20 protein-coding genes and 3 pseudogenes are annotated in these 22,027 nt (G+C 66.4%); 19 read left to right on the top strand and 4 right to left on the bottom strand.

Features of this window, described 5'->3' with window-relative positions; genetic code table 11:
- Window positions 1–409, top strand: a pseudogene (locus V5F77_RS25735) (transposase); the annotation flags it as partial.
- A pseudogene (locus V5F77_RS25730) lies at window positions 396–527 on the top strand (IS110 family transposase); the annotation flags it as partial. The pseudogenes V5F77_RS25735 and V5F77_RS25730, both read left to right, overlap by 14 nt.
- 60 nt (window positions 528–587) lie before the next feature.
- On the opposite strand, the pseudogene V5F77_RS25725 reads toward V5F77_RS25730, so the two are convergent.
- From V5F77_RS25725 to V5F77_RS25715, 3 genes and pseudogenes are all read right to left on the bottom strand, one after another.
- Window positions 588–938 (bottom strand): annotated as a pseudogene (locus V5F77_RS25725) (ABC transporter substrate-binding protein); the annotation flags it as partial.
- A gap of 97 nt (window positions 939–1,035) precedes the next feature.
- Window positions 1,036–1,790 (bottom strand): IS5 family transposase gene (locus tag V5F77_RS25720; RefSeq protein ID WP_429007999.1). Its coding sequence is split into 2 segments (ribosomal slippage): window positions 1,036–1,457 and window positions 1,457–1,790, totalling 756 coding nucleotides; the frame shifts between segments, so codons are not numbered across the junction.
- 34 nt (window positions 1,791–1,824) lie between these two features.
- Window positions 1,825–2,022 carry a hypothetical protein gene (locus tag V5F77_RS25715; protein WP_429007998.1) on the bottom strand — a complete coding sequence of 66 codons (198 nt, stop codon included), beginning with the start codon at window positions 2,020–2,022 and terminating at the stop codon, window positions 1,825–1,827.
- A 401-nt stretch (window positions 2,023–2,423) separates the two neighbouring features.
- On the opposite strand from V5F77_RS25715, the gene V5F77_RS25710 reads away from it, so the two are divergent.
- Window positions 2,424–3,656 (top strand): ABC transporter substrate-binding protein, encoded by a 1,233-nt coding sequence (locus tag V5F77_RS25710; RefSeq protein ID WP_429007997.1) that lies wholly within the window; start codon window positions 2,424–2,426, stop codon window positions 3,654–3,656.
- 70 nt (window positions 3,657–3,726) lie between these two features.
- On the opposite strand, the gene V5F77_RS25705 is transcribed toward V5F77_RS25710, so the two are convergent.
- A complete protein-coding gene (locus tag V5F77_RS25705; protein WP_394025578.1) occupies window positions 3,727–5,166 on the bottom strand; it encodes a sigma-54 interaction domain-containing protein in 1,440 nt (479 codons plus the stop codon).
- Between the two features lie 366 nt (window positions 5,167–5,532).
- Between V5F77_RS25705 and V5F77_RS25700 the strand changes: the two genes are divergently transcribed.
- From V5F77_RS25700 to V5F77_RS25625, 16 genes are read left to right on the top strand one after another with little or no spacing between them, the layout of a single operon-like run.
- On the top strand, window positions 5,533–6,789 hold the full coding sequence (locus V5F77_RS25700) for a CaiB/BaiF CoA transferase family protein (RefSeq protein WP_394025579.1): 1,257 nt from the start codon (window positions 5,533–5,535) through the stop codon (window positions 6,787–6,789).
- Between the two features lie 53 nt (window positions 6,790–6,842).
- A complete protein-coding gene (locus V5F77_RS25695; RefSeq protein WP_394025580.1) occupies window positions 6,843–7,622 on the top strand; it encodes an enoyl-CoA hydratase-related protein in 780 nt (259 codons plus the stop codon).
- A gap of 10 nt (window positions 7,623–7,632) precedes the next feature.
- Complete coding sequence (locus V5F77_RS25690; protein WP_429007996.1) at window positions 7,633–9,318, top strand: class I adenylate-forming enzyme family protein; 1,686 nt, start codon at window positions 7,633–7,635, stop codon at window positions 9,316–9,318.
- Window position 9,319: 1 nt separating this feature from the next.
- Window positions 9,320–10,084: an enoyl-CoA hydratase/isomerase family protein gene (locus tag V5F77_RS25685; RefSeq protein WP_394025582.1), complete on the top strand. Its 765-nt coding sequence runs from the start codon at window positions 9,320–9,322 to the stop codon at window positions 10,082–10,084.
- A gap of 1 nt (window position 10,085) precedes the next feature.
- Window positions 10,086–10,829 (top strand): SDR family NAD(P)-dependent oxidoreductase, encoded by a 744-nt coding sequence (locus tag V5F77_RS25680; RefSeq protein WP_394025583.1) that lies wholly within the window; start codon window positions 10,086–10,088, stop codon window positions 10,827–10,829.
- An 8-nt stretch (window positions 10,830–10,837) separates the two neighbouring features.
- The gene (locus V5F77_RS25675) at window positions 10,838–12,004 is read left to right on the top strand and encodes an acyl-CoA dehydrogenase family protein (RefSeq protein WP_394025584.1); all 1,167 of its coding nucleotides are present in this window, start codon (window positions 10,838–10,840) and stop codon (window positions 12,002–12,004) included.
- Between the two features lie 8 nt (window positions 12,005–12,012).
- Window positions 12,013–12,888 (top strand): 3-hydroxyacyl-CoA dehydrogenase family protein, encoded by an 876-nt coding sequence (locus V5F77_RS25670; RefSeq protein ID WP_394025585.1) that lies wholly within the window; start codon window positions 12,013–12,015, stop codon window positions 12,886–12,888.
- Window positions 12,889–12,892: 4 nt separating this feature from the next.
- Window positions 12,893–13,561: a 3-hydroxyacyl-CoA dehydrogenase family protein gene (locus V5F77_RS25665; RefSeq protein WP_394025586.1), complete on the top strand. Its 669-nt coding sequence runs from the start codon at window positions 12,893–12,895 to the stop codon at window positions 13,559–13,561.
- 1 nt (window position 13,562) lies between these two features.
- The gene (locus tag V5F77_RS25660) at window positions 13,563–14,678 is read left to right on the top strand and encodes a CaiB/BaiF CoA transferase family protein (protein ID WP_394025587.1); all 1,116 of its coding nucleotides are present in this window, start codon (window positions 13,563–13,565) and stop codon (window positions 14,676–14,678) included.
- Between the two features lie 12 nt (window positions 14,679–14,690).
- Entirely contained in the window at window positions 14,691–15,689 is a 999-nt protein-coding gene (locus tag V5F77_RS25655; protein WP_394025588.1) for an NADPH:quinone oxidoreductase family protein, read from the top strand.
- Window positions 15,689–17,233, top strand: coding sequence for a 3-hydroxyacyl-CoA dehydrogenase PaaH (gene paaH / locus V5F77_RS25650; RefSeq protein WP_429007995.1), 1,545 nt, complete (start codon window positions 15,689–15,691; stop codon window positions 17,231–17,233). Before V5F77_RS25655 ends, paaH begins: the two co-directional genes overlap by 1 nt.
- A gap of 48 nt (window positions 17,234–17,281) precedes the next feature.
- Window positions 17,282–18,487: a 3-oxoadipyl-CoA thiolase gene (pcaF, locus tag V5F77_RS25645; protein ID WP_394025590.1), complete on the top strand. Its 1,206-nt coding sequence runs from the start codon at window positions 17,282–17,284 to the stop codon at window positions 18,485–18,487.
- Window positions 18,488–18,514: 27 nt separating this feature from the next.
- Window positions 18,515–19,294, top strand: coding sequence for an ABC transporter ATP-binding protein (locus V5F77_RS25640; protein ID WP_348842191.1), 780 nt, complete (start codon window positions 18,515–18,517; stop codon window positions 19,292–19,294).
- A 1-nt stretch (window position 19,295) separates the two neighbouring features.
- On the top strand, window positions 19,296–20,015 hold the full coding sequence (locus tag V5F77_RS25635; protein WP_394025591.1) for an ABC transporter ATP-binding protein: 720 nt from the start codon (window positions 19,296–19,298) through the stop codon (window positions 20,013–20,015).
- Window positions 20,016–20,024: 9 nt separating this feature from the next.
- Window positions 20,025–20,906 (top strand): branched-chain amino acid ABC transporter permease, encoded by an 882-nt coding sequence (locus tag V5F77_RS25630; RefSeq protein ID WP_394025592.1) that lies wholly within the window; start codon window positions 20,025–20,027, stop codon window positions 20,904–20,906.
- Window positions 20,907–20,916: 10 nt separating this feature from the next.
- The gene (locus V5F77_RS25625) at window positions 20,917–21,912 is read left to right on the top strand and encodes a branched-chain amino acid ABC transporter permease (RefSeq protein WP_394025593.1); all 996 of its coding nucleotides are present in this window, start codon (window positions 20,917–20,919) and stop codon (window positions 21,910–21,912) included.
- Window positions 21,913–22,027: the final 115 nt, after the last annotated feature.

Genomic DNA, 22,027 nt, shown 5'->3' with positions numbered 1-22,027 from the left:
GGCCGCCTCAGCACATCCTTGACAAGGGCCAGCAGCACATGCCGGGGGAGGAAGCCTGGCTCGTGGGCGAGTGGCGGTCTTCGGGCGAGCGCAAATACTATCTGTCCAACCTGCCGGCCGGGGTTTCTCTGCGAAAGCTGGCGGCCGCCATCAAGGCGCGCTGGGTGTGCGAGCAGGCCCATCAGCAAATGAAGGAGCAACTCGGCCTCGACCACTTCGAGGGGCGCTCCTGGCGCGGCCTCCACCGTCACGCCCTGATGACCATGATCGCTTACGCCTTCCTGCAGCATCGGCGTCTGATGCAGGCTGGGGGAGAAAAAAGTTTCCGAAAGGGACCGCCTCAGCCGACCCTGCCTCAGGTCCGTCATCAGGGCCATCACCTCACCCTATTCACCCCCAGCGATCCGCAAGTGCTCGCAACAGCTTTGCGGCGCCATGCCCCCGACCTGGTGCGGCTCGGTCTCGAGACAGGTCCGTTGACGCCCTGGCTCTATCACACCCTCAAGGAACTCGGCCTCCCGATCATCGGAGACCTGCGCCTGGAGCAGGAACGACGAAAAATCCGAGGTGCCGATCGGCGCACGCACCTTACCGACCATCTTTCCACCGTTCTCCAGCACGATTTTCTCGGTGTCCCACTCCAGCGAATGACCGAAGGTGTAGTCCGCGGTCAGGAAGAACCACGTATCACCGCCAGTTTTCACCAGCGCCTTGCCGGTGCCGTTGGCAAACAACCATGTATCGCTCGTCCAGTGGACGGTGTTGGGCGAGCAGGCCTTCCCGGTCAGATCCGATGTCGCCGGACCGGAGGCGAGGACAACCTTGTTCTTGTCGCGGCTGATCTGACTGACCGCCAGGGCCGCAGCGGAATTTAAGAGGTCCGTGATGGCGTCGATGCCTTCAGTATCGTACCATTTCAGGGCCGTGTTCGCGGCGATGTCCGCCTTGTTCTGGTGGCCGGCCGCGACGATCTCGATGGTCCATCCCTTCTTCGCCAGGCCCGAATCCTCAATCGCTAGGCTCAGGACTCACTAATCAGAGCCAGAAGATTACGGTAGCGGCGATGCATATGGCAGAGAAGAAGGTGTGGCCGCATCGGTCGTAGCGGGTGGCGATGCGTCGCCAGTCCTTGAGCTTGGCGAACAGGTTCTCGACCTTATGCCGCTGGCGGTAGAGGACCTTGTCGTAGGAAAAGGGGTGCTTGCGGCTCCTGGATGAGGGAATGCAGGGCGCGATGCCCTTGGCGGCGAGCGCGTCCCGGAACCAGGCGCTGTCGTAGCCCCGGTCTGCGATCAGGCTCTTGGCCGGCGGCAGGGCGTCGAGGATCAGGCGGGCGCCCTTGTGGTCGCTCATCTGGCCTTCCGACAGCAGCATGAGGATCGGCCAGCCCTCGCCGTCGCAAACGGTGTGGAGCTTGGAGTTCAGGCCGCCTTTGGTGCGCCCGATACGACGGGGAACAGCCCCTTTTTTAAGAGGCTCGCTGCCGTGCGATGGGCCTTCAGATGGGTGGCATCGATCATGACCCGTTCGGGTTTCGGCCCTTCGCCGGCGAGGTTGGCGAAGATGCGGTCGAACACGCCCAGCCGGCTCCAGCGGATGAAGCGGTTGTAGAGGGTCTTGTGCGGGCCGTAGTCCTTGGGCGCGTCCTTCCACTGCAGCCCGTTGCGGATCACATAGACGATGCCGCTCACCACCCGCCGGTCATCGACCCGCGGCACGCCATGGGCCAGGGGAAAGAACGGCGAGATCCGCGCCATCTGCCGCTCGCTCAGCAGGAACAAATCACCCATCACAGCCTCCTCATCTGAGACTGTGAATCACAGATCAGGCGAAATTAATAGGTCCTGAGCCTAGGCGCGCGGCCACGACAGATCCCATTCCGCCGCTATCGGCATAGGGTCCCGACAGGTCACTCAGGACACCGATCTTCACTGTTCGTGCCGTCGAGTTTTGCGCCATCGCCTGGAGGGCATGAAGACAAGCCAATGCGCCGGCGAGAAACAACAACTTCTTCACTCGCATGACGTTTCCTCCTGCTATGTCCGCCCGATTGTGCTTTTGGTGCATTCCCCTGTGAGCGACTGTCTTGTCGGTCAAGGGGTTTGTTCTCGCCATGGATGTCGGCGTGACGGTCAGCGGTTGTCCGTGAGAGGGACACCCAATCGGCGCCATCTGAGCGGAGGCGATACTCGAAGGCGCGAGGTCAAAGAGCCAAGCACACGAGGGGTTGCCAGCGGCTGGTGGTCTCCGGAAGGCCACTCCCTTCTTGGAAATGGTGTCTCCAGTGACTACACAAAAAATCTCTATGTCGGAAAAAAAGCTAATTAAAACAATATATTATAAAGTGGCCTAAATATTGCTGTGGTGATCTCATCAATCACCGGCGCCAAAGTGTGCGCCGCCAAAAGTGAAGGAGGACGCCAGTGAATTTTCTCCCCATCCGTGCCAGCTTCGGCGCAGCTGCACTCGCAGCAGCCGTTGCGGTGTCTCCGGCCCCGCTCTCTGCGCAAAATAATAACGATAGCTCGGTGAAGATTGGCGCCATCGTCGATATGACCGGCGTTTACTCGCGCCATGGCGGCCCCGGCGTCGTCGCGGCGGTAAAGATGGCCGTTGAGGATTTCGGCGGCAAGGTGAACGGCCAGCCCATCGAGGTGGTTTCAGCGGATTATCAGAACAAGGTGGACGTGACCTCGGGCATCGCCCGGCGCTGGTTCGATACCGAAGGAGTCGACATGGTCGTCGAGTCCACGGACAGCGCATCCGCGCTCGCCTTGTTCCGTCTCGGCGAAGAGAGGAAGCGCGTTATCATCGGCGCCGGTTCCGCGACCACCGGCCTCACCAATGCCGGCTGCATGCCCTATGGCATCCACTATGTGTACGACACCTACGCGCTTGCCACGGGGACCGGCTCGGCCATCGTGAAGGAAGGCGGCAAGAACTGGTTCTTCATCACTGCCGACTATGCCTTCGGCCATGCGCTCGAAGCCGACACGTCCCGCGTCGTGCTCGCCGATGGCGGCAAGGTGCTGGGCAGTGTGCGCGCCCCGCTCTCCTCGACGGACTTCTCCTCCTACCTGCTTCAGGCGCAATCCTCCAAGGCGCAGGTGATCGGCCTCGCCAATGCGGGCGGTGACTTCGTCAATTCAGTCAAGCAGGCCAGCGAGTTCGGCATCACCCAGGGCGGCCAGAGCCTTGCCGCCATGCTGGTGTTCATCAACGACATCAAGGCCCTCGGTCTTCCGGTGGCGCAGGGACTGAAGTTCACCGGTGGCTATTACTGGGACCGGAATGACGAAAGCCGCGCCTTCGCGAAGAAGTACTATGCGCGGATGAAGGCCCAGCCCTCCATGGTCCAGGCGGGCGCCTATTCCGCCACCATGCACTATCTGAAGGGCGTCCAGGCCATCGGGTCCGACGATGCGCAGAAGGTGACGGACTGGATGAAGGCCAACCACATCAACGATTTCTTCGCCAAGGACGGCGTCATCCGGGCCGATGGCCGCATGGTGCACGACATGTATCTGGTGGAGGCCAAGAAGCCCGAGGAATCCAAGAACGAATGGGACCTCATGAAGGTGCTGCGCACGATCCCCGGCGATGAAGTCTTCCAGCCGTTGGACAAGTCCACCTGCAAGCTGGTGAAGAAGGGCTGAAGGGGGCAAAGCCGCAAAGAGGGACGTCAAGTCCCGCGCCGCCAGGCCCATTCCGCGCGATCCCTCCCACTTATGGGCGAGAGGACATCTCGCCTAGTTTTTTATAAAGATAAGATCGGGAGATCCCCAGCTCTGCGGCGACCTTCTTCTTGTTGCCTTTGTGGCGGTCCAGCGCCTCCCGGATCAGCGCATACTCCATGTTTCCCACGGTCTCTCGGATGGTCGTCGCGCTCGATGCCTCCGGAACGGTAGCGTTCACTGCCTCCCCCGGCATGTCGTCGAGGTCGCGGAAGTTCGCCAACGTCAATTCGCCGCCGTCGGCGAAGATCATGGCCCGTCGCACCTCATGGTGAAGTTGGCGCACGTTTCCGGGCCAGGGAAGCGTCTGGAGCATCTGCACCGCCTTGGGATGAACGCGGTGGATCTTCGAGTCGATACGCGGGCCGATGCGCTGCACGAAATGCTTCACCAGCAGGGGAATGTCGGAGGCGCGCTCGCGCAGGGGCGGCACGCGCAGTGTCACGCCGTTGATGCGGAAATAAAGGTCGGCGCGGAACGCCTCCTCGGCGATCAGGCGCCTCAGATCCCGGTTGGTGGCACTGATGAGCCGGAAGTTGGTGGAGCGGCTGCGGTTGGAGCCAACCCGCTCGAATACACCGTTCTCGATGACCCGCAGAAGCTTGACCTGCGTTTCCATCGGCATGTCGCCGATCTCGTCCAGGAACAGGCTGGTGCGGTCCGCCATCTCGAACTTGCCGGCCCGCCCCTCGCGCCGCGCGCCGGTGAACGCGCCGGCCTCGTAGCCGAACAATTCGCTCTCCACCAGGTTGGCCGGCAGCGCGCCGCAATTGACCACCACCATGGGCCGCTCCATCCGGCGGCTCAGATTGTGGATGGCATGGGCCACGAGCTCCTTGCCCGATCCGCTCTCGCCGGAGACGAAGATCGGCACATCGAGGGGCGCCACCTTGCGGATGTCCTCCTTCAGGCGGCGGATGGAGTCGCTCTCGCCCACGATCTCGTCGAGGCCGAAGGTGCGGTGGCGCAGGCCCGCCAGCTCCTTCTTGTAGTAGTCCACCTCGGCGCGCAGCGTTGAGATCTGGCGGGACAGCTCGTGCACCTCCTCCGGCGCCTTGAACATGACCCGGCCGATGGCGCCGACCAATTCGCCATCGTGATGGATGGGAATTCGATTCACCACCCGCGTGACGTCCCGCATCTCCTGCACCTGGCCGATCTCGGCATTGCCGGTCCGGGCCACCACGTGCAGCCGGGTGTTCTGGATCACCTCCTGCACCGGGCGTCCCAACGCTCCACCGCGCTCGAAGCCAAAGAAGCGCTCGTGCACCGGGCTCACATAGCGCAGCACGGCGGCGCGATCCACGACCGTGATACCCTCGTAGGGATTGGTGAGGAAGTGGTTGAGGATATCGAAGGCGATGTCCACGCTGAGGACAAAGTCCACCAGTGTGGACGCCTTGTCCTCGGGATGAACAAGGGCGGCAGTCATGCCGTCGCCGGTTTGGCCGCAGACGACCACGTAAGCCGCATCACCCAAGGAGACAGTAAAAATTCTTCTCCCCTTGGCTGCGCCGCGGACATGAGTGCGAACCTCCTCCGCAAGCCCGGAAGCCCGGAGTCGATGAGAAGCGAAAGCCAGCGTCCCGGCGCGATCGACGATAACGATCTCTAGTGGCGTCGCCATCCCAGTCTCAAGTTTGTATTCCTTGAGGACACAAAGAGTATTCTAGTGTCCAATCTAGAAACATATAGTAGGCAAAATTCGCAGAACGCAAGCGGCAAATGCGGGGGAGTTTCGTCCGATTCCAAGTCTTGGTACGATCCTTGCTGCAGCGGTGCGGCGAGGATCGTACCAATGATGAAAATAGCTCCCCTTCCCGCTGAAGACCTTCCTGGCTCGAACCTGCCCGAGGGGCACGTCAACGAGTCGTTCCGGATTCTCTCGGACGTCCGGCTGGTTGACCTCACCACCTCGATCGCCGGGCCCTACGCCACGATGCTGCTTTCGGATTTCGGCGCCGAGGTCGTCAAGGTGGAGCGCCCATCCGGCGACGACGCCCGCCATTGGGGGCCTCCTTTCCTGGAGGACGAATCCCTGTGGTTCCTGGCCGTGAACCGCAACAAGAAGAGCCTCGCCCTCGACTATTCCAGCCCAGGCGGGCGGCAGGTGCTGGCCGACCTCATCGATACCGCAGACGTGGTGGTGACCAACCAACTCGCGAGCGTGCAGAAGAAGCTCGGTCTCGATGCCGCCACCCTGCGCGCGTCCCGCCCGCGTCTCATCCACGTCTCACTCACCGGCTTCGGCCTGTCCGGCCCGCGGGCCGGACAGGCCTGCTACGACCTCATCGCCGAGGGCTACAGCGGCGTCATGGACCTCACAGGCCCGGCCGAGGCCGAGCCGCAGAAGGTCGGCGCCCCCGCCGCGGACATGCTGGCCGGCGCCGATGCCGCCATGGCGGTGCTGGCCGCCCTGCATCGCCGCACCGCCACCGGCCAGGGCGCGAGCATCGACGTGTCCCTGACTGAGAGCATGATCCGCTTCATGTCGCCGCGCATCCTGCCGTATCTCGGCTCCGGCGAGGTGCCGCGGCGGACCGGTGGCCGCGACAGCGTGATCGCCATCTACCAGACGTTCGAGACGCAGGACCTGCCCATGACCCTCGGGCTCGGCAACGACGCCATCTGGCGGCGTTTCTGGGAGGCGGTGGACCACCCCGGGGAGGCGGACGCTGCTCATCTCGCCACCAACGCCGACCGGCGCCTGCACCGGGGGGAGATCGTTGCCCGCATCCAGGCCATCCTGCTCACCCAGCCGCGCGCCGAATGGCTACACCGCTTCGCAGCCGCGAAGGTGCCCGCCGGCCCCATCTACCGTGTGGACGAGGTGGTGGCAGACGAGCATTTCCAGGCGCGCTCCACCTTCTACCGCATCACGAAAGATGGCCGCGAGGTGCCCCAGGTTGCCCTCGGCATCCACATAGACGGCGAGCCGGCCGGCTTTTTTTCGCCCCCGCCGCGGCTCGGCGAGCATTGCGAGGAGATACTGGGCGAGCTCCTCGGCTATGACGAACGGGCCATCACCGAGCTGCGGGCAAAAGGCGTCATCTGAGACGCATCGCGGTCCCGCACCAAAAAAATTTCATCAGGAAGGAACGCTTACGCATGTCCTACGAGACCATTCTCTACAGCGAAGACGGCCCCGTCGGCACGATCACGCTGAACCGGCCCGATGACGGTAACATGTTTAACGCGACCATGTGCCGTGAGCTGCGCGACTGCATCGAGACCATCCGAAACGAGACCCGCACCCGCGTGACCGTGCTCACCGGCGCCGGCGAAAAGTTCTTCTGCACCGGCGGTCGCAAGGACGGACTGGAAAAGACCAACCTTTATGCCGGCGTGCTGCCGACGCTCGAGATGTACGACGCCATCGAGCGCCTCCAGAAGCCGGTGATCGCCTCCGTCAACGGCTTCGCGGTGGGCGGCGGCAACGTGCTCCAGATGGTCTGCGACCTCGCCATCGCCAAGGAAAGCGCCGTGTTCCGCCAGGTCGGACCCATGGTGGGTTCGTTCGACGCCGGCTACGGCACCTGGTTCCTGGAGGACATCGTGGGCAAGCGCCGCGCGAAGGAGATCTGGTACCTCAACGAGAAGCTGACCGCCCAGCAGGCGCTCTCCTACGGCCTCATCAACAAGGTAGTGCCGGACGACAAGCTGGCCGAGGCCACCCGCGAGATGGCGCTCACCATCGCCGATCGCGGCCCGTTCGCCATCGCCTCGCTGAAGGCGGCCTTCTCGGCGCGCCATTCGGGCGTGGGCGGACTCGCCCGCATGGCCCACGACCTCCTGCTGCGCGGCTACCTGGACAGCGACGAATCCCACGAGCTCGCCGAATCCTTCGCCCAGCGCCGCAAACCCGATCCCGCCAAGTTCGGCAAGTGAGGGCTGCCCCATGCAGCCCACCCTTCTCACCCTGCATGATCCCGCCATCGCCCGGGCCTACTACGCCGCCGGGCAGTGGCAGGACGACACCCTCTACGGCCTTGCCGCGGCCCATGCCGTGCAGCGGCCGGACGCCTACGCCCTCGCCGATGGCTCCCGGCGTCTGACCTGGGCGGACCTGATCCGCTGGGCTGACGCCACCGCCGCCGATTTCGCCGCCGCCGGCCTCAGGCACGGCGACCGAGTGGGCGTGTGGCTCCCCAACCGGGTCGAATCGGTGATCGTGTTCCTCGCCTGCTCGCGGGCCGGGCTCGTGTGCACACCCTCGCTCCATGTGAACCACACGGTCAGCGAGATCATCACTCTCATGGAGCGGTGCGGCGCCGCCGCGCTGGTGGCCCAAATGGGCCATGGCGCTGACGCCGACCGCCACGACGTGTTCGCCGCCGCCCTTGCCCTGCCGGCCATGCGTCGGCTCTATGTGGTGGGCGGTAGCGCGCCGATCCACGCCGACCGGATCGCCGCCTTCCCGTCGGCCGACGGCCCCGCGCCGGCGACGCCCCCAGTGACGAACCCCGACAAGGTGACCTACCTCGCCTTCACCTCGGGCACCACCGGCCAGCCCAAGGGTGTGATGCACTCGGACAACACGCTCATCTCCAATGGCCGCGCCATGGTCGCGGATTGGCATGTGGGGCCGGACACGATCATCTACTCCCTGAGTCCGCAGAGCCACCACATCTCCACGGTTGCGCTAGAGCAGATGCTGGTCTCTGGCGCCGAGTTGGTTGTCAACGACGCGCCGCGCGGCCAGAGCCCGCTGGACCGCATCATCGAGACCGGCGCCACCTATGTGATGGGCGTGCCCACGCACGCCATCGACCTTCTGGGCGAAATCGAGCGGCGTGGCTTCGCCGGCATCGGCAACGTGAAGACCTTCTACCTCGCCGGCGCGGCCATCCCCATGGATGTGGCGCGGCACTTCCTCGCCTACGGGGTCAAACCGCAGAACATCTACGGCATGACCGAGAACGGGTCGCACCAGTACACGCTGCCGGACGACGACGTCGAGACCATGGTGCGCACCTGCGGCAAGGCCTGCGCCGCCTATGAGGTGAGGATCTTCAAGGCCGACAATCACGACCTGGAGGCCGCGCCCGGCGAGATGGGCGAGATCGGCGGGCGCGGCGCCTGCCTCATGCTCGGCTATTTCGGCAACCAGCCGGCTACAGAGCAGTCGTTCAATGCGGACGGCTGGTTTATGTCCGGCGATCTCGGCCGGCTCGACCCTCAGGGCAACCTGGAAATCGTGGGCCGCTCCAAGGACCTCATCGTCCGCGGCGGGCACAACATCTATCCCTCGCAGATCGAGGATCTCGCCATCCGCCACCCGTCCGCCTTCAAGGTGGCCGCGTTTCCGGTGCGCGACGACCGGCTCGGGGAGAAGGTGTGCCTCGCGGTGATCGCCAAGGACGGAACCCGCATCGCCGCTGAGGAGATGCTGGCCCACCTCTTCGAGGCCGGGCTCTCCAAGTACGACATGCCGGAATTCTACCTGGAGCTGGACGCCTTCCCCGTCACCGCCAGCGGCAAGGTGCTGAAGCGCGACATGGTGGAAATGGTCAGCGCCGGTACCCTCTCGCCGACCCCCGTGCGCTTCCGGGCGCCAGACGCGTCGCTCGCCAAAGGAGCCTGACATGGTCGACCTCGTGAGGGACGGCGCGCTCGCCGTCATCACCCTCAACCGGCAGGACGCGCTGAACGCGCTGTCCTTCGCCATCATCCGCGACATCAGCGCGGCCATCGACGAGGCGGCGGGCTGGGACATCCGGGCCCTGCTGTTCACCGGCGCGGGCGAGAAGGCGTTCTGTGCGGGTGCGGACATCAAGGAGCTGATGGGTCGTCCGCTGATGGAGGAGCGCGCCGGCACCGAGCTCGGCCAGCGCACCTTCGCCAAACTCGACACCTTCAAGGTGCCATCCATCGCCGCCATCAACGGTTATGCCTTCGGCGGCGGTCTGGAATTGGCGATGGCCTGCACGTTCCGCGTCGCTTCGCCGAAGGCGAAGATGGGCCTGCCGGAGATCAAGCTTGGGCTCATCCCCGGCTATGGCGGCACCCAGCGCCTGCCGCGCCTCGTGGGCGAGGCGCGCGCGCTGGAGATGGTTCTCACCGGCCGCACGGTGGGCGCCGAGGAGGCCCTCACCATGGGCCTCGTCAACCGGCTGGCGGAGGGCGACGTGCTTGAGGCCGCGAAGGCCATGGCGGGCGAGTTTACCGGTCATAGCCTTCCCGCCCTTGCTTTCGCACGCGACGCAGTCCGCCGCGCGCTGGACACGCCGATCAGCGAGGGCCTGCGCATCGAGGCCGATTTGTCGACCCTCGCCTACCGCACGCAGGACGCCACCGAAGGGCTCACCGCGTTCGTCGAGAAGCGCAAGCCGAACTTCCAGGATCGCTGAGATGACACCCCTCAACATTCTCCTCACCGGCGCCAGCCGGGGCATCGGCGCCGTCGCCGCACTGGAGCTGGCCCGGCGCGGCCACCGGGTCGGCTGCGTCTCCCGCCGCGGGACCGGGCCGGAAGGCGTCGAGATCTCCGCGGAGATCCGCGAGCACCTCGTGCCGCTTAAGGGCGATGTGGGCGACGCCGCCAGCATCGCCGAGGCGATGACAGCGTTCGCGAAGACCGCCGGCTCCATCGACGGCATCGTCAACAATGCCGGCGTGCACCTCACCAACCGCTCTGAGAGCCAGCCGCTCCCCGAGTTCGAGGAGGTGCTGCGGACCAACACCACCGCTACCTTCTCGGTGTGCCAGCAAGCCTATCCGCATCTGGTGGCGGCCGGCGGCGGGCTGATCGTGAACATGGGCTCGTTCTTCGACAAGCTGGGCGTGAAGCATAACACCGCCTATTGTGCCTCCAAGGCGGCGGTGGCGGCCGTCACCCGCTGCCTGGCGGTGGAGTGGGCGCAGAAGGGCATCCGCGTGATGACGGTGGCCCCCGGCTATATCGAGACCGACTTGAACAAGGACTTCCTGGCCTCGGAGAAGACCCGCGCCTTCCTCACCGCCCGCATCCCCGTGGGCGGCCCGGCGAAGGCCGACGAGGTGGCGCGGCTCATCGCCTGCCTGTTCGACGAGAACATTCCCTTCCTGACTGGCGAAACCATCTATCTCGATGGCGGTCAGGGCATGGCCCATTGAGGACGCCGATGAACGTTATCTCCCGCCTGGACGCCCAGCTCGGTCTTCCCGAGGATGAGGCGCTTCTGCTCCAAAGCGTGCGCGATTTCGCCCGCGACGAGATCGCCCCGCGCGCGGCCCATCACGACGAGACCAAGGAGTTTCCCTGGGAGAACGTGAAGGGCATCAACGCACTCGGGCTCAACGCCATGTTCGTGCCGGAAGCCTATGGTGGCGCCGGCCTTTCGTACCTCTCCTATCTGGCCTGCGTCAGGGAGATCTCGGCAGCCTGCGCCTCCACCGGCATCATCTGGGCGACGAACTTCCACGCCATCAAGCCGTTGATCGACTTCGGCGCGGAGGAGCAGAAGCAGCGCCTGTTGCCGCGCATCGCCGAGGGCGGCCTCGCCGCGCTGGTCATCACCGAGCCCGACGCCGGCTCAGATGCCACCGGGATGCGCACGAAGTTCACGCCCGAGGGCGACGAGATCGTGGTCAACGGCTCCAAGACCTTCATTACCAACGGTGACGTGGCCGACCTCTATGTGGTCTTCGGCAAGTGGTCGGACACGGCCGACGCCAAGCAGGCGATCTCCTGTCTGATCCTCGAAAAGGGCACGCCCGGGCTCTTGGTGGTGCGGCTCGAGGACAAGATGGGCCATCGCGCATCGTCCACGGCGACGCTGTCCTTCGACAATTGCCGCGTGCCGAAAGCCAATCTGCTGCGCGGGCCGGGCGAGGGGCTGAAGCTGCTGCTCGCCTCCCTAAACAAATCGCGACCTTCGGTCGGCGCCCATGCCTTGGGGATCGCGCGCGCCGCGTTTGAGGAAGCGACGGGCTACATCAACGGCCGCAAGCAATCGGGCAAGAAGATCATCGAATTCCAGGGCATCCAGTTTCTCCTCGCCGACCTCGCCAGCGAGTTGGCGCTCTGCGATTCCTGGATGATGCAGGTGGGGCGGATGGTGGATGCGGGCATCTCCGACATCGGCATCGAGGCCTCAATCTTGAAGATGCGGGCCACGGACCTCGCCATGCGGATGGCCACCGAGGCGGTCCAGCTCCACGGGGGCTATGGCTACGTCAAGGAATACAAGGTCGAGCGCCTCATGCGCGACGCCAAGATCACGCAGATCTGGGAAGGCACGAACCAGATCCATCGCCAGCTCATCGGCCGCAGCTTCATCGAGCGCTGAGAAGAACCATGACCAACAAGATCACCATCGGCGTCGCCGGCTCGGGCACCATGGGCACGGGCATCGCCATCGTCGCCGCGCGCGGCGGCTTCCCCACCATCATCTTCGACATCGACCAGGCCCGAGCCGAGGGCGCCGTCGGCCAGATGAAGGCGTTCTTCGCCAAGTCCGTCCAGCGCGGCAAGCTCACCCAGGAGCAGGTGGACAAGATCATGGGCCGGGTGTCCGCCACCAGCGACATTGCCGCCATGGCGCCCTGCGGGCTCGTCATCGAGGCGATCTTCGAGGAGTTGGAAGTCAAGGGGAAGCTGTTCTCGGCGCTCAACGCGGTGTGCAGACCGGACACCCTGTTCGCCTCCAACACCTCGACCCTCTCCATCACCGAGATCGCGGCGAAATCCGGGCGTGACGACCGGTTCGTGGGCATGCATTTCTGCCTGCCCGCGCAGCTCATGAAGCTGGTGGAGATGTCACCGGGCATCAACACCTCGCCCGAGAGCTTGGAGGCGGCGTGGAAGATCTGCGAGGCCATGGGCCAGCGCCCGGTCAAGACGCAGGACGCGCCCGGCTTCATCCTCAATTACTTCCTGGTTCCCTTTAACAACGATGCCATCCGCCTCGTGGAAGAGGGCGTCGCGGAACCGGCGGAGATCGACAAGGCCATCAAGGGTGCGCTCGGCTATGCCATGGGTCCCATGGAGTTGCTCGACCTCGTGGGCCTCGACACCCAGGTGCTGCTCTGCGAGGCCTTGTATGGCGTGACGAACGAGCCGCGCGCTTCCTGCCCGCCGCTGCTGCGCCGCATGGTCGCCGCCCGCCGCCTCGGCCGCAAGACCAAGCGCGGCTTCCTGAATTACGAGACCGCCGCCATTTTCGGAGCCTGATCCCATGTCCGAGCGTCCCATGTCCGAGCGCGTGATCCAGTCCGGTGACAGCCGGTCCTTCTCCGAGCCGCACCCGTTCCTGAAGGCCGTCGAGGCTCAGGAGGGCGTGGCCGTGTTCACTGGCATCGGCGCCGGCCGGGCCTATGCCGCCCTCGCGGACAAGGCGTCCTACCGCCTCATCCTGATCGAGCTGGGCACCGAGTGCCTGGGCGTCCACACCGGCGAGGGCCGCGGCGCGGAGGGCTCCAACACCCTCGGCTTCGCCCGCTTCCGCCTGGGCGACGCCGCCCCCTCCGACCTCGTGGAGATCGTGCGCCAGCCGCACACCCCCGATGCCGTGGTGGCCACCGCCCGCGCCCTGTTCGAGGAGAACGGCCTCAAGACCGCGGTGTGCGGCGACTTCCCCGGCCGCATCGTGGACCGGCTGGTGCGCCCCTATTACAACGCCGCCCTCAACCGGCTGGATGCGAAGCTCGCCACCGCCGACGACATGGACCTGACCCTGAAGCTCGGCCTCGGCTACCCCGAAGGGCCCATCGAGCTTCTGGAGCGCACCGGCCTCGCCGCCCACCACGACGTGACGGCCGCCCTCCACGAGGCGCTCGGCAATCCCGCCTACGCGCCGGCCCGCCGCGCCCAGGTGGCCAAAGCCCGCCAGCTCAGGGGAGTGTGAGATGCGCCCCCTGGAAGGTCTCCTCGTCCTCGACTTCTCCACCCTGCTGCCCGGCCCGCTGGCGAGCCTGATCCTGGCCGAGGCCGGCGCCCGTGTGGTGAAGATCGAGCGCCCCGGACGCGGCGACGAGATGCGCACCTACGAGCCGAAGCTCGGCGAGGACAGCGTGAACTTCGTCATGCTCAACCGCGGCAAGCAGTCCATCGCCCTCGACCTGAAGGCGCCCGACGCGGTGGAGCGCCTCAAGCCTCTCCTCGCCCGCGCCGACGTCCTCGTCGAGCAGTTTCGGCCGGGCGTCATGGACCGCCTCGGCCTCGGCTATGAGGCGGTGCGCAAGATCAATCCCAAGCTCGTCTACTGCTCCATCACCGGCTGGGGCCAGACCGGCCCCAAGGCCCAGGTGGCCGCCCACGACCTCAACTACATGGCCGAGACCGGCCTGCTCGGCCTCTCCACGGGAGCGGACGGCGCCCCGGTGCTGCCGCCGGTGCTCGCCGCCGACGTGGCGGGGGGCACCTTCCCGGCGGTCATGAACATCCTGTTCGCGCTGCGCCAGCGGGACATCACCGGGCTCGGCTCTTATCTCGACGTGGCCATGGGCGACAACCTCTTCAGCTTCCTCTACTGGGGCCTCGGCTCGGGCTTCGCCGGCTCGGGCTGGCCTCAAGCGGGCCAGGAGCTGGTCACCGGCGGCTCCCCCCGCTACCAGATCTACCGCACGGCGGACGGCCGCTACCTCGCCGCCGCGCCGCTGGAGGACAAGTTCTGGGAGAACTTCACCCGCACCATCGCTTTGCCCGAGCCCCTGCGCGACCCCTCTGCGCCAGCCGACGAGGTCACCGCCGCCGTGGCCGGACTCATCGCGCAAAAGACAGCCGCCGAATGGCAGAAGGCCTTTGCCGGCCAGGACGTGTGCTGCTCCATCGTCGCCACGCTGGAGGAGGCGGTGAACGATCCCCAGGTGGCGGCGCGGCGGCTGTTTGCCCATGCGCTGAAAGCCGGCGGACGCGAGGTTCCGGCCCTGCCGGTACCCATCGCGCCCACCTTCCGGCCCGACGCCTCGCGCGGTGTTGCCCCCCGTCTGGGCGAGACCACCGACCCCCTCCTGTCCATCTGAAAGGCGTTCCCCATGCGCAGCTATCGTGTCTGGGAGCACGGCGCTCCCTCATCCATGCGCGTCGACACGCTGGCCGACCTCGTCCCGAAAGAGGGCGAGATGGTGGTGGACGTGAAGGCCGCCGGCATCAATTTCCCCGATGCGCTGGTGGTCACCGGCAAGTACCAGTTCCTGCCGGAGCGCCCCTTCACCCCCGGCAAGGACCTCGCCGGCGTGGTCCGCGCCGTCGGACCCGGCGTGAGCGGGTTCGCGCCGGGCGACCGGATCATGGCCCAGGTGGAATACGGCGCCTTCGCCGAGCAGGCGATCGTGCATCCCTCGCAGGCGTTCAGGATGCCCGTCGGGCTGTCGTTCGAGGCCGCCGCGGCCATGGGCCTCGTCTACCAGACCGCTTATTTCGCGCTGGTGGAGCGCGGCCAGTACAAGCGCGGCGAGACGGTGCTCGTGGGCGGCGCCGCCGGCGGCGTGGGGCTTGCGGCGGTGCAGATCGCCAAGGGCCTCGGGGCAAAGGTGCTGGCCGGCGTGCGCTCGTCCGAGGAGGCGGAAGTGGTGCGCGCGGCGGGCGTCGACGCGGTGATCGACCTTTCCGTGCCGGACCTGCGCGAGAGCGTGCGCACCCAGGTTCTCGCCGCCACGGACGGCCATGGCGCCGACGTGGTGCTCGACCCGCTCGGCGCGGACTTCTTCGCCGGCGCGCTGCGCGCCATGGCCTGGTGCGGGCGCCTCGTCGTCATCGGCTTCGCCGCCGGGGACATCCCCACGCTGAAGGTCAACTATTTGCTGCTCAAGAACATCGCGGTGAGCGGCCTGCAATGGAGCGACTACCGCGACCGGACCCCGGAGCGGGTGCGGCAGGTGCAGCAAGATCTGTTCGACCTGTGGCGGGCCGGCGCGGTGAAGCCGCGGATCATGCGCGACTTCGCTTTCTCGGAGCTGCCAGAGGCGCTGGACCTCGTGTCCCAAGGCAAGGTGCAGGGCAAGGCCGTGGTCCGTGTCGGGGAGGGCGCGTGATGGGTGCGCTTGCGACCGCGCAATTGGTAGCCGTTATCGGCGCTGGCGCGATGGGCTCGGGGATTGCGCAGGTGGCGGCGCAGGCGGGACATGCCGTGCGCCTCTACGACGCGCTGGACGGTGCGGCCGAGAAGGGACGGTCCGGCATCCTCGCCGGCCTCGACAAGCTGGTCGCGAAGGGCAAGCTGCCGGCGGAGGAGCGCGACGCGCTGGCGGCCCGGATCACGGTCGCCCCGTCCCTCGACGCCCTTGCGGGCGCGGGGCTGGTGGTGGAGGCCATCGTCGAGAAGCTGGAGGTGAAGCGGCAGGTGTTCGCCGCACTGGACGAGATCGTAGCGCCCGACGCCATCCTGGCGTCGAACACCTCGTCGCTCTCCATCACCGCCATCGCAGCGGGGCTGAAGCATCCGCAGCGCGTGGCCGGTTTACACTTCTTCAACCCCGCGCCGGTCATGAAGCTGGTGGAGATCGTCGCCGGCCTCGCATCCAGCCGCGACGTGCTCGATACGCTGTTCGCGACCGCTGAAGCCTGGGGCAAGGTGCCGGTGCACGCCACCTCGACCCCCGGCTTCATCGTCAACCGGGTGGCGCGGCCCTTCTATGCCGAGGGCCTGCGCCTCCTGGAGGAGCGCGCCGCCGACGCCGCCACCATCGATGCCGTCATGCGCGAGGCCGGCGGCTTCCGCATGGGGCCGTTCGAGCTCATGGATCTCATCGGCCACGACGTGAACTTCGCGGTGACGAGCTCGGTGTTCCAGGCCTATTTCTGCGATCCGCACTATCGGCCCTCGCTGACCCAGCAGGAGCTGGTGGCCGCCGGCTGGCTGGGGCGCAAGTCCGGGCGGGGCTTCTACGATCATGCGGCCGGCGCCGTGCCCCCTGCGCCCGCCACGCTGCCGGCCCAGCCGGCGCCCCGCGCCGTGACCGTCGAGGGTGACCTCGGGCCCGCCGAGAGCCTCGTCGACCTCCTCGCCAAGGCCGGCATCGCGGTGACGCGCAGCGCCGGTGCCGGCCTCATCCGGCTGGAGGGGGCGAGCCTCGCTTTGACGGACGGCCGCACGGCAACGCAGCGCGTGGCGTCGGGCACGCCGGCCGACCTCGTGCTGTTCGACCTCGCGCTCGACTATGGATCGGCCAGGCGCATCGCCGTCGCGAAGGCGGACCAGGCAGGCGATACCGCGCTTGCAGCCGCCGCCGGGCTGTTCCAGGCCCTCGGCAAGGCGGTGTCGGCCGTCGACGACGTGCCGGGCCTCGTAGTGCTGCGCACCCTCGCCATGCTCGCCAACGAGGCGGCGGAGGCGGCGCTCATGGGGGTGGCGTCTCCTGCCGACATCGACCGCGCCATGACCTTCGGCGTGAACTATCCGCGCGGCCCGCTCACCTGGGCGGACCAAGTGGGACCGGCCTGCATCCTCGCCGCTCTGGACGCCCTTCAAGCGGCCTATGGCGACGACCGCTACCGGGCCTCCCAGTTCCTACGCCGGCGCGTCGCCGCCTGCCGCGCGCTCCATGCCGAACCGGACGCCGGGGCGTCCATCCCATGAAGCCCGGCCTGCGGGCCGACAAGGAGGGGCCGCGCGCGGCCTGATGCCATGAGTGAAGCCTTCATCTGCGACGCCGTCCGCACCCCCGTCGGGCGCTATGCCGGCGCCCTTTCCACGGTACGCGCCGACGATCTGGCCGCGATCCCCATCGCCGCCCTGATGGCGCGCAATCCGTCAGTGGACTGGGGCACCATCGATGACGTGATCCTCGGCTGCGCCAACCAGGCCGGCGAGGACAACCGCAACGTCGCCCGCATGGCGGCGCTGCTGGCGAAGCTGCCGGTGGAGGTGCCGGGCTCCACCGTCAACCGCCTGTGCGGCTCGGGCATGGACGCCATCGGTACCGCCGCCCGCGCCATCAAGGCGGGCGAGACCGGGCTGATGATCGCGGGCGGGGTCGAGAGCATGTCGCGCGCGCCGTTCGTCATGGGCAAGGCGGACAGCGCCTTCTCCCGCTCCGCGAAGATCGAGGACACCACCATCGGCTGGCGGTTCGTGAACCCGGCCATGAAGGCGATGCACGGCGTCGATTCCATGCCGGAGACGGCGGAGAACGTGGCCGACGACTTCCAGGTCTCGCGTGCCGACCAGGACGCCTTCGCCCTGCGCAGCCAGCAGCGCGCCGGCCGGGGCCAGGCCTCCGGGCGGTTCGCCCGCGAGATCGTGCCGGTCTTCATCCCGCAGAAGAAGGGCGAGGCGAAGCTGGTCGAGCTGGACGAGCACCCCCGCCCCGACACCACCCTGGAGCAGCTGGCGAAGCTGAAGGGCGTGGTGCGGCCGGACGGCTCGGTGACCGCGGGCAACGCCTCGGGGGTCAATGACGGTGCCTGCGCCGTCATCCTCGCTTCCGAGGCCGCGGCCCTCATCCACGGCCTGAAGCCCCGCGCCCGGATCGTCGCCATGGCTACGGCCGGCGTGCCGCCGCGTATCATGGGCATGGGTCCCGCGCCGGCGACCCGGAAGGTGCTGGCCCTCGCCGGCCTCACCCTTCCCGACATGGACGTGATCGAACTCAACGAGGCGTTCGCCTCGCAGGGGCTCGCCGTGCTGCGCGAGCTCGGCTTGCCGGACGACGCCGCGCACGTGAACCCAAATGGCGGGGCGATCGCGCTCGGCCATCCGCTCGGCATGTCCGGCGCGCGCCTCATCACCACGGCGCTCCATCAACTCGAGGAGACGGGAGGCCGCTACGCCCTGTGCACCATGTGCATCGGTGTCGGACAGGGCATCGCTACAATCATCGAACGCGTGTGAAGCAAGAAGAGATCCGGGGAGGAATTGATGAACGCTCCACCAAGTCAGACCAAAGGCGACGACATTGTCGACGCCCGCGGCCTTACGAAGGAATTCAAGGGGTTTGCTGCGGTCAAGGACGTGGATCTGAGGATTCGCCGGCACACGATCCACGCCCTGATCGGGCCGAACGGTGCCGGCAAGACCACATGTTTCAACCTCATCACCAAGTTCTTGGAGCCCACACGCGGCTCAATCCACCTGAACGGGCACGACATCACCCGCACCAAGCCGGCCGACGTCGCCCGCCTCGGCATGGTGAGATCGTTCCAGATTTCGGCAACGTTCCCCCATCTCACGGTGCTTGAGAACGTGCGCATCGCCCTGCAGCGTCCGGTGGGCAATTCGTTCCATTTCTGGAGCGCGGAGACGTCGCTCGACGTCCTCAACGACCGCGCCATGCAATTGCTCGCCGACGTTGATCTCACATCCTACGCCCGGCATCTGGCGGTCGAGCTGCCCTACGGTCGCAAGCGCGCCCTGGAGATCGCCACCACCCTGGCGCTCGAGCCGGAGATGCTGCTGCTCGACGAGCCCACCTCCGGCATGGGCCGCGAGGACATCGCGCGCACCGCGGACCTCATCCGCCGGGTATCGGCCAATCGCACCATCCTGATGGTGGAGCACAACCTGTCCGTGGTGGCCGACCTCTCCGACACCATCACGGTCCTCGCCCGCGGCGAGATCCTCACCGAGGGACCCTATTCGGAGGTGTCGAAGAACCCGCAGGTGATCGAGGCCTATATGGGCACCGGTGGAGCGCATTGAGATGGCCGCATTGAACGGGACCGCGCCTCTTCTGTCGGTGAAGGACCTGCACGGCCACTATGGCGAGAGCCACGTGCTGCACGGCATGACCTTCGACGTCCATCCCGGCGAGGTGGTGACGCTGCTGGGGCGCAATGGCGCCGGCAAGACCACCACCATGCGCGCCATCATGGGCCTTTTGCGCAAGCGCGCCGGCTCGATCCGCTACGAGGGCACCGAAACGGTCGGGCTCGCGCCCAACAAGATCGCCCGGCTCGGCATCGCCATCTGCCCCGAGGAACGTGGCATCTTCGCCTCGCTCTCGGTGCGCGAGAACCTGCTGCTGCCGCCGGTGGTGCTGCCCGGCGGCCTCAGCGTGGACGAGGTGCACGAGCTGTTTCCACGGCTGGAGGAGCGGCGCAACAGCCAGGGCACCAAGCTGTCCGGCGGCGAGCAGCAGATGCTCGCTATCGCTCGCATCCTGCGCACTGGGGCGAAGCTCCTGTTGCTGGACGAGCCGTCTGAGGGCTTGGCCCCGGTGATCGTGCAGCACATCGGCCAGATCATCCGGAACCTCAAGAATAAGGGGTTCACGGTGCTGCTGGTGGAGCAGAACTTCCACTTCGCCTCCACCGTCGCCGACCGCCACTACGTGGTGGAGCACGGCCGGGTGGTGGACATGGTGGAGAACGACAAGATCGCTGAGAACGCCGCGCGTCTCGAAGCCTTCCTCGGCGTCTGAGGGCAAGTCATGATCGAACTTCTTGGAATACCTCCTCAGGCCCTGTTCGGGCAGCTGCTGCTCGGGCTCATCAACGGGTCCTTCTACGCCATGCTGAGCCTTGGGCTGGCGGTGATCTTCGGCCTGCTCAACGTGATCAACTTCACCCACGGCGCGCAGTATATGATGGGCGCCTTCGGGGCCTGGATGCTGCTCAACTATCTGGGCGTGCCCTTCTGGGGGGCGCTCGTCGTGGCGCCGGTGATGGTGGCGCTCATCGGCATGGTGATCGAGCGCACCTTGCTGCGCCGCCTCTACCATCTCGACCACCTCTACGGCATGCTGCTCACCTTCGGCCTCGCCCTCATCATCGAGGGCCTGTTCCGCCGGCAGTACGGCTCCTCCGGCCTGCCCTACAACACCCCCCTGCCGGGCGGCACCAACCTCGGCTTCATGTTCCTGCCCAACTACCGCGCCTTCGTGGTGGTGGCCTCCCTCGTGGTGTGCCTCGCCACCTGGTTCATCATCGAGCGCACCAAGCTCGGCTCGTACCTGCGCGCCGCCACCGAGCGGCCCGACCTGGTGCAGGCCTTCGGCATCGACGTGCCGCGCATGATCACCCTGACCTACGGCTTCGGCGTGGGCCTCGCGGCGCTCGCCGGCGTGCTCGCCGCCCCCGCCTATCAGGTGAGCCCCACCATGGGCTCCAACCTCATCATCGTGGTGTTCGCCGTGGTGGTGATCGGCGGCATGGGCTCCATCCTGGGGGCCATCCTCACCGGCTTCGGCCTCGGGGTGATCGAGGGCCTGACCAAGGTGTTCTATCCCGAGGCCTCCTCCACCGTCATCTTCGTCATCATGGCTCTGGTGCTCATGGTGAAACCCGCCGGCCTGTTCGGCACGGCCAAGTGAGGGCGCATCAATGACAACGTCTTCCTCCACCACAGCGCCCGTCACCACCTCCGCGACCTCATCCAGGTTCCCGATGACACTGGTGCTCGGGCTGATCGCAGTCGCGTTGCTCCTCGCCGCACCATTCGCGGTCTATCCAGTGTTCCTGATGAAGGTGATGTGCTTCGCGCTGTTCGCGTGCGCCTTCAACCTGATGCTGGGCTACACGGGGCTCTTGTCGTTCGGCCATGCGATGTTCTTCGGCGGTTCGGCGTACATCTCTGCCCACGCCATCAAGGTGCTGGGATTCACGCCGGAGTTGGGCATCCTCGCCGGCGTGCTGTTCTCGACCGTGCTGAGCTTCCTCGTCGGCCTGCTCGCCGTCCGTCGCCAAGGCATCTACTTCGCCATGGTGACGCTGGCGCTGGCGCAGATGTTCTTCTTCTTCTGCCTACAAGCCAAGTTCACCGGCGGCGAGGACGGCCTCCAGGCGGTGCCGCGCCGTGCGCTCCTCGGCTTCATCGACATCACGAAGGACATCCATCTTTACTATTTCGTCCTGGCGATCTTCCTGTTCGGGTTCCTGGTGATCTACCGCACCATCCACTCCCCGTTCGGGCAGGTCCTGAAAGCCATCCGCGAGAACGAGCCGCGGGCAATCTCGCTCGGCTACAGGGTGAACCAGTACAAGCTGCTCGCCTTCGTGCTGTCGGCCGCTCTGGCCGGACTTGCGGGATCGACCAAGGTGCTGGTGTTCCAGTTGGCCTCACTCACGGACGTCGCCTGGCAGATGTCGGGCGAGGTGATCCTGATGACCCTGGTGGGCGGCATGGGCACCATCCTCGGCCCGGTGGTGGGGGCGGCGGTCATCGTGACCATGCAGAACTACCTCGCCGGCCTGGGCGAGTGGGTGCTCGTCATCCAGGGCGTCATCTTCGTCGTCGCCGTCTCCCTGTTCCGCCGCGGCATCGCTGGCGAGATCGTCGCCATCGGAAGACACTACAACGCAAAAAAAACACCCGAATGAAGCAATGCCGATCGCCTGGGCAAACCTTGTGAGTACGCGATAGGCGGCAGGCGAATGATCCTCCCGACTATGCCCTCGGACTCTCTTCTGAACCGGAGGAGAAAAAGGGCTCAGG

It is taken from the genome of Roseixanthobacter psychrophilus (assembly GCF_043195195.1).
GTDB lineage: Bacteria > Pseudomonadota > Alphaproteobacteria > Rhizobiales > Xanthobacteraceae > NCEH01.
This window is presented reverse-complemented; position numbering and strand designations above follow the sequence as displayed.